Annotated in this window: 9 protein-coding genes; 8 read left to right on the top strand and 1 reads right to left on the bottom strand. The window is 61.0% G+C overall.

The window, feature by feature from the left end; genetic code table 11:
- The first annotated feature begins 100 nt into the window (after positions 1-100).
- The gene (locus B0B52_RS18200) at positions 101-1,678 is read left to right on the top strand and encodes a glucan biosynthesis protein G (protein WP_077595091.1); all 1,578 of its coding nucleotides are present in this window, start codon (positions 101-103) and stop codon (positions 1,676-1,678) included.
- Positions 1,654-3,651, top strand: coding sequence for a glucans biosynthesis glucosyltransferase MdoH (gene mdoH, locus B0B52_RS18195; RefSeq protein WP_077595090.1), 1,998 nt, complete (start codon positions 1,654-1,656; stop codon positions 3,649-3,651). The genes B0B52_RS18200 and mdoH overlap by 25 nt, the downstream gene beginning before the upstream one ends.
- Before the next feature lie 99 nt (positions 3,652-3,750).
- Here mdoH and ffh read toward each other — a convergent pair whose 3' ends face one another.
- The gene (gene ffh / locus B0B52_RS18190; protein ID WP_077595089.1) at positions 3,751-5,109 is read right to left on the bottom strand and encodes a signal recognition particle protein; all 1,359 of its coding nucleotides are present in this window, start codon (positions 5,107-5,109) and stop codon (positions 3,751-3,753) included.
- Positions 5,110-5,185: 76 nt separating this feature from the next.
- Here ffh and B0B52_RS18185 point away from each other — a divergent pair, with 76 nt between their 5' ends.
- The 6 genes from B0B52_RS18185 to B0B52_RS18160 all read left to right on the top strand — a co-directional run bounded on the left by B0B52_RS18185 (position 5,186) and on the right by B0B52_RS18160 (position 13,252).
- Positions 5,186-5,986 (top strand): inner membrane protein YpjD, encoded by an 801-nt coding sequence (locus tag B0B52_RS18185; RefSeq protein WP_077595088.1) that lies wholly within the window; start codon positions 5,186-5,188, stop codon positions 5,984-5,986.
- A complete protein-coding gene (locus B0B52_RS18180) occupies positions 5,983-6,216 on the top strand; it encodes a PP0621 family protein (RefSeq protein WP_077595087.1) in 234 nt (77 codons plus the stop codon). Before B0B52_RS18185 ends, B0B52_RS18180 begins: the two co-directional genes overlap by 4 nt.
- Positions 6,216-7,904: an ATP-binding protein gene (locus tag B0B52_RS18175; protein ID WP_254425762.1), complete on the top strand. Its 1,689-nt coding sequence runs from the start codon at positions 6,216-6,218 to the stop codon at positions 7,902-7,904. The genes B0B52_RS18180 and B0B52_RS18175 overlap by 1 nt, the downstream gene beginning before the upstream one ends.
- Before the next feature lie 58 nt (positions 7,905-7,962).
- Positions 7,963-9,384 carry a sigma-54 dependent transcriptional regulator gene (locus B0B52_RS18170; protein ID WP_077595086.1) on the top strand — a complete coding sequence of 474 codons (1,422 nt, stop codon included), beginning with the start codon at positions 7,963-7,965 and terminating at the stop codon, positions 9,382-9,384.
- Entirely contained in the window at positions 9,371-9,973 is a 603-nt protein-coding gene (gene ampD / locus B0B52_RS18165) for a 1,6-anhydro-N-acetylmuramyl-L-alanine amidase AmpD (protein WP_254425761.1), read from the top strand. Before B0B52_RS18170 ends, ampD begins: the two co-directional genes overlap by 14 nt.
- A 372-nt stretch (positions 9,974-10,345) precedes the next feature.
- Positions 10,346-13,252: a ribonucleoside-diphosphate reductase subunit alpha gene (locus tag B0B52_RS18160; protein WP_077595084.1), complete on the top strand. Its 2,907-nt coding sequence runs from the start codon at positions 10,346-10,348 to the stop codon at positions 13,250-13,252.
- Positions 13,253-13,377 lie beyond the last annotated feature (125 nt).

Here is a 13,377-nt window from a genome sequence, read left to right as displayed (position 1 = left end):
TTTCAGCCTTCCCCATGGACCAAAAACCGGCGAAATTGATTTAAGCCGTTGATTTAAAAGAGCTTTTCCAGGTTGGCACAGGGTTTGCCCCAGTCAACCCATGCAAGCTGTTTTACCCTGCCCTGCCGTGCCGCCCTTCTGGGTGTTGTCGGCCCGCTTTTTCGCCCTGCTTGGACTGTGTGCAGGCCTGGCCAGCGCCCATGCCTGGTCATTGGACGACGTCGCCAAGCTGGCCCGTGAACGGGCCCAAACGCCCCGCCAACAGGGGCGTCCCGCATTGCCGGCAGAGCTGGTCGGCATGGAATACGACGCTCTGCGCGATATCCGTTTCAAAGATGACAAGGCTCTGTGGCGCGCCGATCAGTTGCCCTACGAAGCCAAGTTTTTTCACGTCGGCCGACAAGCTGAACCCGTGCGTATCCACGAGTTGTCTGCCGTGGGCAACAAGACCCTGCGTTACAGCGCCGACAACTTCACCTATGGGAAAAACAAGCTGGACCCGGCTCGCTGGGGCGATATCGGTTATGCCGGCGTTCGCATCCACACCCCGCTGAACTCGCCGGCCTACAAAGACGAACTGATCGCTTTTCTGGGTGCCAGTTATTTTCGCGCCCTGGGCGCCGGCCAGCGTTACGGCCTGTCAGCCCGCGGCCTGGCCGTCGACACGACGGGCGCCAAGCAGGAAGAGTTTCCGCGCTTTACCGATTTCTGGCTGGAAAAACCAGCCGCCGATGCGAAGCAGATCACGGTTTACGCCCTGCTGGATTCGGCGCGCATGACTGGCGCCTACCGCTTTGACATCCGTCCCGGCGAACAGACCGTGACCGACGTGCATGCCCGCATCTTCATGCGTGCCGGTGCAGGCCCCCAGGTCGCCACCCTGGGCCTGGCACCGCTGACCAGCATGTTTTATTTTGGTGAAAACCAGCCCCGTGCCGGCGACTTCCGGCCCGAGGTACACGACTCGGACGGCTTGATGGTCGCCACCGGTGACGGTGAATGGCTGTGGCGTCCCTTGCAAAATCCGGCCTCTCCGCTGGTGACCTCTTTCGGCATGAAAAGCCTCAAGGGCTTTGGCCTGATGCAGCGTGACCGTGCCTTCAGCAGCTACGAAGACACCGAAGCCAGTTATGAGCTCAGGCCCAGCGCCTGGGTGACCCCGCTGGGCGAGTGGGGTGCAGGCCGCGTCGAACTGCTGCAGTTCGGGATACCCGACGAAACCCATGACAACGTCACCGCCTACTGGGTCCCCGAAAACATGCCGGCGCCCGGCCAGTCACTGGACCTCGCGTACCAGATTGCCTGGCAGGGGAAAAACCAGCAGCGGCCGCCCAACGGCTGGGTCGCCCAGTCACGCCGCGGCATTGGCTTCAGCAAGCTCAGCGCCGAGGAATTGGGACGGCAAACACAGTTTGTCATCGACTTTGCCGGCCCCGCCCTGGACGCCTTGCCCGCAGATGCCGAGGTCAAGGCCATCACCACGACCAGCAACAACGCCCGCGTGCTGGAAAGCATCGCCCACCGGAATCCGGCCACCGGCACCTGGCGCATGAGCCTGCGTGTGCAGCGGCTCGATGCGGCCCCCAACCAGCCCGCGCAGCCGATCGAGCTGCGCGCTTTTCTCCAACACAACACCAACACACTGACCGAAACATGGACCAACCTGATCACACCCTGAATGCCCCGAATCCGGGCCGGCGCAGCCTGCTGCGCGAAGAGCGTCATCCGAATTCCGTGACCGCGCCGCCGCTACACCGCGGCAGCATGGTGCCACGGCCATGGCGCGGTTTCTGGAACAGCTTGGGCACCGCTGTGTTGCTCCCGCTGCTGGGAAAAGGCAAAGCAACGGCACCGTCCGCGCCAGCCAGTGCAGAACAGCAGCCCTGGCAACTGGCAGCCCGGCGCCGGCGCGCAGTATTTGTGCTGCTGACCGTGCTCAGCACGGCAGTGGCCACCCGCCTGTTTGCCCACATGCAGCCCGACTATGACAACGCATGGCTGCAATACGGCCAGATCACGCTGTTTGCACTGCTGTCCGCCTGGGTGGTGACCGGCTTCATGACGGCCATGATGGGTTTTTACGTGACGATACGAGGGGACAAACATGCCCTGTCTGCCAAAAAAGTCCAGCACCACACGCTGGCGGCAGACACCCGCACGGCGATCATCATGCCAATCTGCAATGAAGACGTGCGCACCGTGTTTGCCGGCTTGCGCGCCACCTGCGAGTCGGTGGCAGCCACCGGCCACGTCCGGGCCTTCGATGTGTTTGTGCTGTCCGACACCAGCGATCCGGCCACCCAGAAAGCTGAACGCGCCGCCTGGGAAGACCTGCGAACCCAGCTGGCCACCCACCCGGACCAGCCGCAAATCGAGGTGTACTACCGCCTGCGCAAGCGCCGCACCGACCGCAAGGCCGGCAACGTGGCCGACTTCTGCCGCCGCTGGGGCAAAGACTACCGCTACATGGTGGTGCTCGATGCCGACAGCGTGATGAGCGGCGACTGCCTGGTGTCCATGGTCAAGCTCATGGAAGCCAACCCGACGGCCGGCATCATCCAGACCGCCACCCAAGCCATCGGCCACATGACGCTGCACGCACGTGCACAGCAATTCGCCTCGCGCGTGACCGGTCGCCTCTTCACGCTGGGCATGCAGTTCTGGCAAATGGGCGAGTCGCACTACTGGGGCCACAACGCCATCATCCGCATTGAGCCCTTCATGCAGCATTGCGCGCTGGCGCACATTCCCGGCAAGGGCGGCATGTCGGGCAGCATCATGTCGCATGACTTTGTCGAAGCCGCGCTGATGCGCCGCGCCGGGTACCACGTCTGGCTGGTCGCGGACCTGGTGGGCAGCTACGAGCAGCAGCCGCCCGACTTGCTGGCTGAGCTGCAGCGCGACCGCCGCTGGTGCCAGGGCAACCTGCAGAACTCGCGCCTGATTGCCGAGCCCGGCATTCATCCGGTACACCGTTCCATGTTCGGCACGGGTGCCATGGCTTACCTGTCGGCCCCTTTGTGGCTGTGTTTCCTCACCATGGGAACGGCGCTTTGGCTGTCGGGCTCGCCCATGGTCAGCAACTGGGCGCTGTTGCCCAGCGAACTGGTGACCTTGTGGGCCTGGACCCTGTGCATGTTGTTCCTGCCGCGCGTGCTGGGCCTTGCAGCAGTGCTGATCAACCGCCAGCAACAGGCTTACGGCGGCACGGCCAGCCTGCTGCGCAGCGCGTTGCTGGAAACACTGATCGCCCTGCTGCAGGCCCCCATCCGCATGCTGGCGCACTCGATGTTTGTGCTGGTCGCGCTGACCGGGCTCAAACTGGAATGGAAATCGCCTCCACGCGAGGCGACAGCGGTTCCATGGCGCACCGCGCTGCAGCAACTCTCGCCCATGAGCCTGGTGATTATTCTGCTGGCGGCCGGCATCACGCTGATTGATCCGAGCGCGCTGGTTTGGCTGTTGCCTGTGGGCCTGCCCCTGCTGCTGGCCATTCCCATGACGGTGCTGACCAGCCAGGTGGGCATGGGCATTGCCATGCGCACCAACAACTATCTGCTGATTCCGGAAGAGTCGAAGTCGCCGGCGGTTCTGCGCCGCGCCTGGCTGCATGCCAGCCAGCAACCGCGGCGCAGGATCAGGGCCATCTGACCCTGCGGGCGGCTCGGAACAAGCGCTATATATTTGATAGCTGCTTGCACCCGGACAATAAGGGCTGAGGTCTTTTTTCTCTTGTAAGAACGAGAGAAATCAGAACTTCGGCATGCCTTTCATACCGCCCATGCGTTTCATCATCTTCATCATGCCGCCGCCCTTCATCTTTTTCATCATGCCCTGCATCTGCTCGAACTCGTTGAGCAGGCGGTTCACGTCCTGAACCTGCACGCCCGAGCCGGCAGCAATACGGCGCTTGCGGGTGGCCTTGATCAGTTCGGGCTTGCGGCGCTCCAGCGGCGTCATGCTCTGGATGATGCCTTCCTTGCGGCGTATATCTCTTTCGGCCTTGTCCATGTCAACCTGCCCGGCCTTGGCCGCCATCTGCGCCGGCAGTTTATCGAGCAGGCTGGACAGGCCACCCATGCTTTTCATCTGCTGAAGCTGGCTTAAAAAATCGTTGAGGTCAAAACCGTTGCCGGACTTCATCTTGGCGGCGAGTTTTTGCGCCGCCGCCATGTCCACCCCGGCCGTGACCTGCTCGACCAAGGCCACGATGTCGCCCATGCCCAGGATGCGCCCGGCGTGGCGCTGCGCATCGAACACTTCAAGGCCGTCAATTTTTTCGCTGGTACCCGAGAACTTGATCGGCGCGCCGGTGATCTGCCGCACGCTGAGCGCCGCGCCACCGCGCGAGTCGCCATCGGTCTTGGTCAGGATGATGCCGGTCAGCGGCAGCGCTTCCTTGAAGGCCTTGGCCGTGTTGATGGCGTCCTGGCCTTGCATCGCATCGACGACAAACAGGGTCTCGACCGGGTTCAACGCGGCGTGCAGGCCCTTGATTTCGGCCATCAGGGCTTCGTCGATGGCCAGCCGGCCCGCGGTATCGACCAGCAGCACGTCGAAGAAATGCTTGCGGGCATAGTCCAGGGCCGCCAGGGCGATGTCCACCGGTTTCTGGTCGGCCGAGCTTGGGAACCACTCGGCACCGGCCTGCTTTGTTACCGTTTTGAGCTGTTCGATGGCCGCAGGACGATACACGTCGCCCGACACCGTCAGCACTTTCTTTTTGCGCTTTTCGATCAGGTGTTTGGCCAGCTTGGCCGTGGTGGTGGTTTTACCGGCACCTTGCAGGCCCGCCATCAGGATCACGGCCGGCGGCTGGGCCGCCAGGTTGATGTCGCTGACGCCCTCGCCCATGGTGGCCGCCAGCTCGCGGTTAACGATGCTGACCAGCACCTGGCCAGGCGACAGCGAAGCCATGACGTCCTGCCCCAGCGCCTTCTCCTTGACGCGAGCGATGAAGTCGCGCACCACCGGCAAAGCCACGTCGGCCTCCAGGAGCGCCATGCGCACCTCGCGCAGCATGTCCTGGACGTTGGACTCGGTGATGCGGGCCTGGCCTCGCATTTCCTGGACGAGGCGGGAAAGTTTGTCGGTAAGGGCAGAGGCCATGAATTAGCTCCACAACTGGAGCGAAAAGGAGGTGAAAGAAGGACCAGGCGTCTGGCCCAGAAGCTAAACTGTAGCCATGATTTTAACTTTGAGCGCCTGGTGGGGACTGTCCATGGCCATAGGCGCCGCGCTGGCCTATGCCATTCTGGCGTTGGCCACCCCGCGTTTGGGCAACGGAGCCACGCGTGGCGTGCTGTTCATGGCCTGGCTGCTCCACGCGTTGGCCCTGGGTGAGGGTTTGATCGGCAGCCCACCCCGCTTCGGGTTTGCGCCAGCCCTTTCCATGACCGTCTGGCTGGTGCTGAGCGTCTATGCCGTGGAAAGTCGGCTGTTTCCGCAGCTCAAGGCGCGCTGGGCGCTGGCCGGTCTGGGTAGCGTCGCCGTCACACTCTCGTTGGTATTTCCCGGCACCCCTTACCAAGTGATTGCGTCTCCCTGGCTGCCCTTGCACTGGGCGCTGGGCATTGCCTCCTACGGCCTGTTTGCAGCCGCCGTGGTGCATGGCTGGTTGATGAACCGGTCCGAGCGTTCCATCCGTTCTGCCGCGCAGCCCGACACGGGTGTGCCATTGCTGACACTTGAGCGGCTGACCTTTCGCTTTGTTCAGGCCGGCTTTGTATTGCTGACGGCCACACTGCTGGTGGGCTGGCTGTTTGCCGAGACCCTTTACGGTCCAGGTCGGGCCTGGCAATGGAACCACAAAACCATTTTCTCCGTGTTGGCCTGGCTGACGTTCGCCAGCCTGCTGGCCGGACGAGCACGCCTGGGTTGGCGCGGCCGCCAGGCGGTCCGCCTGCTTTACCTCGGCTCAGGCCTGCTGCTGCTGGGCTATGCAGGCTCACGCTTTGTCCTCGAAGTCATCTTGAAGCGTGCATGAAATATCTGCTTGTGATCATCCTGGCACTGGTAGTCCTCTGGCTCTGGCGGAGCAACCGGCGCGCCGATCAACAGGAAACACCTCCCCGGCGCGACGCGGCTGCCGGCAAGCCCGCCACCGAGATGGTGGCCTGCGCTGTCTGTGCCGTGCATCTGCCCCGTTCGGAAGCCTTGCCCGGCGGGCAAGGCTTTTACTGTAGCGACACGCATCGCCGGCAAGCCGAACCCTGATGGCAAACAAGGCGGCCGCGGACTCGCCCAATTCCTGGTTCGGGGCGGTGGACATGAGAACCAGCGCCTGGGAATCAGAACCCGGCGGAGAGTCCTTTGGGCGGTTATGGCGCGCCTTCATGGCGGCTCGCGTCACGCTTGCCAGTGTGCTCCTCACCCTGCAGGCCTTCATCTACGCCTTGGGCCAGCCCGTCAGCAAGGGCATGATAGTGTTGTGTCTGGCGTATTTTGTGGCTGCGATCGCCGTCAGGATATGGGCACACCCGAAACCGCCGGGAACCTCCTTCGATGCCCAGTGGGTGTCCACGGTCGGGGTCGATGTCCTCGCATTTTCCGCACTCAATTTCCTGCAGTCAGGTGCCATCAACTACACCGCGCTGTTTGCCCTGCCGGTATTGCTGGCATCGGTGTTGGGTCCCATTTTGTTGGCCCTCGGAACCGCAGCCAGCGTCACACTGCTGCTGCTGATCGACGCGTGGTGGGCATCCCTGCAACTGCCCGGGGACGCAACTGCCCGATTCCTGCAAGCCGGCTTGAGCGGTTCCGGTTTCTTCATCGTCGCCCTGCTGGCCAACCAGCTGGCCCTGCGACTGACGCGGGAACAGATCCGGGCCGAACGAAGCCAGTCGGCCGCACGCATGCAGACCCAGGTCAACGAGCTGGTCATTGACACCTTGGTCGATGGCGTGCTGGTCATCGACACGCACGGCATCGTGCGTGCCGCAAATCCAGCCTCGCGGCGGTTGCTAGCTACCGAGGGCACCGCCCGGTCAGCGCCTTTTGTCATCGCCGCTGAAGTGGCTTGGCAACCGCTGGCGGATTTGGCTCAATTGACGTTTGAACAACGGACACCCCAGCAAGCCGATGTCAGCCTGGAACATAGTTCACGTCGCGCACGGCGTCTGCAGGTGCGAACGCGACTGGCCGCCTCGCGCGACGGCTCGCAAGAAAGCCTGTGCGTGATGTTTCTGGAGGACCTCAGGGAAATGGAGGCCCGGGTGCGTACGGAAAAAATGGCGGCGATGGGACGCATGTCTGCTGCTGTGGCGCATGAAATCCGGAACCCGCTGGCCGCCATCACGCAGGCCAATGCCCTCCTGGAAGAGGATCTAACGGGCCCCGAGCACCGCCAATTAACAGGCATGGTCAGGCAAAATGCGCAGCGGCTTGCCAGAATCGTCGAGGAAATCCTCAATATTTCGCGTGTCCAGGAACAAGGGCCTCAAGTGGAAAACGCCACCCTTTTTCTGGATGAAGCCGTACAGCGTATTTGCGCCGACTGGACACAACAAACAGGGTCCAGCCAGCGCCTGCATCTGCGTTTGGGCGCCGGGCGGGCCACGGTGCTTTTCGAGGCAGAGCACCTGCGCCGCCTGATGGTCAACCTGCTGGACAACGCCTTGCGTTATGCAAGTTCAGCAGCCGATGCCATTCAGGTCACCACCGAAATGGCGGCCAGCGGGCAACCGCGACTCGCGGTATGGAGCGACGGACAACCGCTGGAGAAAACGGTGCAATCGCATCTGTTCGAACCTTTTTTCTCGTCCGAAAGCCGCTCCAGCGGTCTGGGCCTCTATATATGCAGGGAGCTCTGCGAGCGCCATGGGGCCTTGATCGGCTACCAGCGCGCCGCCCGCAACAGCGTGCAAGGCAACGAGTTTTTTGTGCTCCTCCGAACAACGGGTTAACAGTGACGGCACATCGCACCAGTTTTGACACAATGTGGCCTGCAATCACGGAAACACCATGACCCATCCGAATCAGGCCCACATACTGGTGATTGACGATGAGCCCGACCTGCGCACCCTCTACGAACTGACGCTGCTTCGTGAGGGCTACCAGGTTGAGGCCGCCGCCGACCTTGCGCAAGCGCGTGCGCAGCTGCAACAAAAACGTTTCGACGCCGTGATTACGGACATGCGCTTGCCCGACGGACTGGGACTGGAATTACTGCGCGAAATGGTGATCCAGCACCGGCCCGAACGATGTGTGGTCATCACAGCCCATGGCTCGGCCGAGAATGCCGTGGACGCGCTGAAAGCCGGCGCCTTTGACTATCTGACAAAACCAGTCGACCTCAAACAGTTTCGCAGTGTGGTGGCATCCGCCATTCAGGGGCCGGCAGACCATACAGGCATTCACGAAAGGAACAAGCCTGACGGCGACGCGGGCACGACGACCGCCAAAGCAGTTGTCCGCATCACGGAAACCTCGCCGACCTTGCAACGCCTGGTCGGCGAGTCGGCTGTGATGCAGGCAGTCAAAGCCCGCATCGTCAAGGTTGCGGGCAGCATGGCTCCCGTGTTGATCCAGGGCGAGTCGGGTACCGGCAAAGAACTGGTCGCCCGGGCGGTTCACGACTGCAGTCATCGTTCGGCCGGACCGTTTGTTGCCGTCAACTGCGGAGCTATTCCGGAAAATCTGCTGGAGGCCGAGTTTTTCGGAGCGCGCAAGGGTGCCTACACCGGATCGGCACAAGACAGGCTCGGCTATTTTCAGGCAGCCAAGGGCGGTACTCTTTTTCTTGACGAGATCGGTGACCTTCCGCTGGCCATGCAGTCCAAGCTGCTGCGCGCGATCCAGGAGCGTGTCGTCAGGCCATTGGGGTCGGCGCAAGAGGACACGGTAGATGTGCGCATTGTCAGCGCCACCCACAAAGATCTGGCGACCGCAGTGGCGGCCGCAACATTTCGCCAGGACCTGTATTACCGGCTCAACGTGATTGAAATCAGTGTGCCTCCGCTGCGCGAACGTCGCGAAGATCTGCCCGCCTTGTGCCGGGAACTGCTGGAACGAATTTGTCGGGAGTCAGGTTTTCGCGTGCCTGATCTCTCAGCCAAGGTCTTGTCCACCTTGCAGCGCCACCCCTTTAACGGAAATGTCAGGGAACTAGAAAACATCCTGCACCGTGCAATCGCACTTGGCGACAGCGACGACCTGCATCTCGAATCACCTCCGGCCGAGTATGTTGCAGTACCCGAGAACCTTCAGGATTTTCTTGACGGCCAGGAACGCAGCATCCTCACAAAGGTTCTACAGGAAACCGGGTTCAACCGTACAGCGGCGGCAGCCAAGCTGGGCATCAGCCTGCGGCAGATCCGTTATCGCATTGCCCGTCTGAACATCATCACGCCCAATGGCGATGAAGCTGCCGATGAACAGGCGTGAGGCCGCGCCAGTACTTTGGCAGGAAGGCTGGTACCGCTATGCGAAGGTGCTGGCCTCGCCCAACTTTGGTCCGCGTCCTTCATCGGCCTGCCTTGACCTGATCGTTATCCATTCCATCAGCCTGCCGCCTGGCGAGTTTGGCAATGGCCAGGTCCAGCGCCTGTTTACCAATACGCTGGACTGGGAGGCCCATCCCTACTTTCAAAGCCACCGGGGACTGCAAGTGTCTTCCCACTTTTTTATCAGCCGTTCAGGCGAACTGTGGCAGTTTGTGAGTTGCGATGACCGCGCCTGGCACGCCGGCGAATCCAATTACCGCGGAAGAAGCAACTGCAACGACGACTCCATCGGTATAGAACTCGAAGGCCTGGAGGGTGGGCCGTTCGAAGCCTCGCAGTACGAAACCCTGGCAAGCGTCTGCGCAGCCCTGCTGCAGCAATACCCTGTGGCTCACCTGGCCGGCCACGAACACATCGCCATCGGTCGCAAGCAGGATCCAGGCAAGGGATTCGAATGGTCGCGGTTGCAGGCTTCGCTTGGTTTGCCGTCTAAGTGTTTTCCCGCAAACACCGAAACGCGCGCACCCTGACGATCCCGCCGCCTAATTGCCTGAACGCCCCGGAGAGCGCACCAATGCTCGATTAGCGTGCATGAGATGGACAACTGCACCTCCCCGCACCACGCATTACGACCCGGGATTGTGCATTTTTACCCGCAAAAAAAAGCCACAAAAAGTAACCTGCGCGTGACGCAGCCATTCAGGACCGATACACTACCTGTAGTGCTTGAAATCACTCCAGACCCTAGGTATAGTGTCTTAGTCCTATATTCCCATGGATGGATTCAGGTGCCAAACAGCCCGAGGAAAGCCCGCCACCAAGCCAGTCACCGGCCACCGTCAGCCCTTTCCTTGCCCTGAATCACATTGAACTCACCAACAACAAGACACAACGAGGAAAACATGCAAACAGCCCAACATGCAGCACCCGCCCCCGCCGGCATGCCCATCGCACCACAGACTCCCGCCACCAGCGCCCACGCCAGTTCCCTGGCCCACTACCAGATCATCCGCCGCAACGGTTCAGTGGTCCCCTTTGAGCCAAACAAGATCGCCGTGGCGATGATGAAAGCTTTTCTGGCGGTGCACGGCACGCAGGGAGCAGCTTCGGCCAGCGTGCGTGAAACGGTGGATGGCCTGACCCAGGCCGTTATGCGCGCCCTGATGCGTTCGCGTCCAGGCGGCGGCACCTTTCATATAGAAGACGTGCAGGACCAGGTTGAACTGGGCTTGATGCGCGGCGGTCACCACGAGATCGCGCGTGCCTATGTGCTCTACCGCGAAAAGCGCACACAGGAACGTGCGCGCCAACCGCAGGCGCCTGTTGCAGAAGCGCCGCAGCTGCATGTGCTGGACGGTGGGAAAAAAGTCACGCTGGATATAGGCAAGCTGCAGGCGCTGATCGAAGCCTCCTGCGCCGGCCTGGGCGCCGAGATCAAGCCGGACCCCATCGTTCAGGAAACCATGCGCAATCTGTACGACGGTGTGCCGATCGACGAGGTCTACAAGGCGTCCATCCTGGCAGCACGCACATTGATTGAGAAGGATCCTGACTACACCTACGCCACGGCACGCCTGCTGCTGCACACCATTCGTCGCGAAGTGCTGGGCGAGGAAGTCACCCAGGAAAACATGGCCACGCGTTACGCGGAATATTTTCCGGAATTCATCGCCAAAGGCGTGGCCAATGAACTCCTGGATGAAAAGCTGCAGCAGTTTGACCTCGCCCGTCTGGGCGCAGCGCTTAAACCTGAGCGCGACCTGAAGTTTGATTACCTCGGCCTGCAGACCCTGTTTGATCGTTACTTCCTGCACGTACGCAAGCAGCGGATCGAATTGCCCCAGGCTTTTTTCATGCGTGTGGCCATGGGCCTGGCGCTCGACGAAATTGACCGCGAAGCCCGTGCCATCGAGTTCTATGAAATCATGTCGTCGTTTGACTTCATGTCCAGCACCCCCACCCTGTTCAATGCAGGCACCCTGCGCTCGCAGCTGTCTTCCTGCTACTTGACCACGGTGGCCGATGACCTGGGCGGCATTTACGATGCCATCAAGGAAAACGCGCTGCTGTCCAAGTTCGCCGGCGGCCTCGGCAACGACTGGACCCCGGTACGCGCCCTCGGTGCCCATATCAAAGGCACCAATGGCGAGTCGCAAGGCGTCGTGCCATTCCTCAAAGTGGTCAACGATACGGCCGTCGCGGTCAACCAGGGCGGCAAACGCAAGGGCGCTGTTTGCGCTTACCTGGAAACCTGGCACCTGGACATTGAAGAGTTCCTGGAGTTGCGCAAAAACACCGGCGACGACCGCCGCCGCACGCACGACATGAACACCGCCAATTGGATTCCCGACCTGTTCATGCGCCGCGTGATGGAAAAAGGCAGCTGGACGCTGTTCTCGCCATCCGACACACCGGACCTGCACGACAAATTCGGTGTCGAATTTGAGAAGGCCTACACCGCTTACGAAGCCAAAGCCGAGCGCGGTGAAATCAAGCCGGCCCGCAAGCTGCAGGCCATCGACATGTGGCGCAAGATGCTCTCGATGCTGTTTGAAACCGGCCATCCCTGGATCACCTTCAAGGACGCATGCAATGTACGCTCGCCCCAGCAGCATGCGGGCGTGGTGCACTCTTCGAACCTGTGCACGGAAATCACGCTCAACACCAGCGACACCGAAACTGCCGTGTGCAATCTTGGTTCCGTGAATTTGGCCCAGCATCTGAAAGATGGCGCCGTGGACCACGAAAAACTGAAGAAGACCATCACCACGGCCATGCGCATGCTGGACAACGTGATCGACATCAATTACTACGCCGTCAAGAAAGCGCGTGACTCCAACATGCGCCACCGTCCGGTCGGTCTGGGCATCATGGGTTTCCAGGACTGCCTGTATGAACTGCGCGTTCCCTACGCATCGGATGCCGCCGTCGAGTTTGCGGACAAGTCGATGGAAGCGGTCTGCTACCACGCCTACTGGGCCTCGACCGAGTTGGCCAAAGAACGCGGCAAGTACACCAGCTACAAGGGATCGCTCTGGGATCAGGGAATTTTGCCGCTGGACACCCTCGACATGCTGGCCAAAGAGCGTGGCGGCTACGTGGAAGTCGACCGTTCGTCTACGATGGATTGGGTTGCACTCCGCAAGAAGATTGCAAAAGACGGCATGCGCAACTCCAACTGTGTTGCCATCGCTCCAACAGCCACCATCTCCAACATCATCGGTGTGGACGCCTGTATCGAGCCCTGCTTCGGCAACCTCTCGGTCAAGTCCAACCTGTCCGGCGAATTCACCGTGATCAACCACTACCTGGTGCGTGACCTCAAGCGCCTGGGTCTGTGGGATGACGTCATGGTGGTAGACCTGAAGCACTTCGACGGATCGCTGCGTCCCATTGACCGTGTGCCACAGGACATCAAGGCCCTGTACGCCACGGCGTTCGAGGTCGATGCCACATGGCTGGTCGAAGCTGCCTCACGGCGCCAGAAATGGATTGACCAGGCACAGTCGCTCAACATTTACATGTCGGGCGCCTCAGGCAAAAAGCTCGACGACACCTACAAGCTTGCATGGCTGCGCGGCCTGAAGACCACGTACTACCTGCGCACCATGAGTGCCACCCATGCAGAAAAATCGACAGTCAAGGCCGGCAAGATGAATGCCGTCGCTTCGGGAAATACCGACGACACTGGCAGCATGAATGCACTCGACGCGGCAGCAGCAACGGCTCAGGCGCAGATGAATTCATCACCTGCGACGGACATCAAGTTTTGCGCCATCGACGACCCTGGTTGTGAGGCATGCCAATAAAAATCGAGTCAGGGTATGGGGAATCCATTACCCGATTCGATGTAATTGAGCAACACTAATTTATAGCGATGTGAATGAACACTTTTCATTTTGTATCGCTGCTTTCATAATCCAACCTATTGGAA

Origin of the sequence: Polaromonas sp. A23, assembly GCF_002001015.1 — a bacterium.
Classification (GTDB): domain Bacteria; phylum Pseudomonadota; class Gammaproteobacteria; order Burkholderiales; family Burkholderiaceae_C; genus Polaromonas.
Note: the sequence above shows the minus strand (reverse complement) of the source record. Positions and strands in the feature narration are given on the sequence as shown.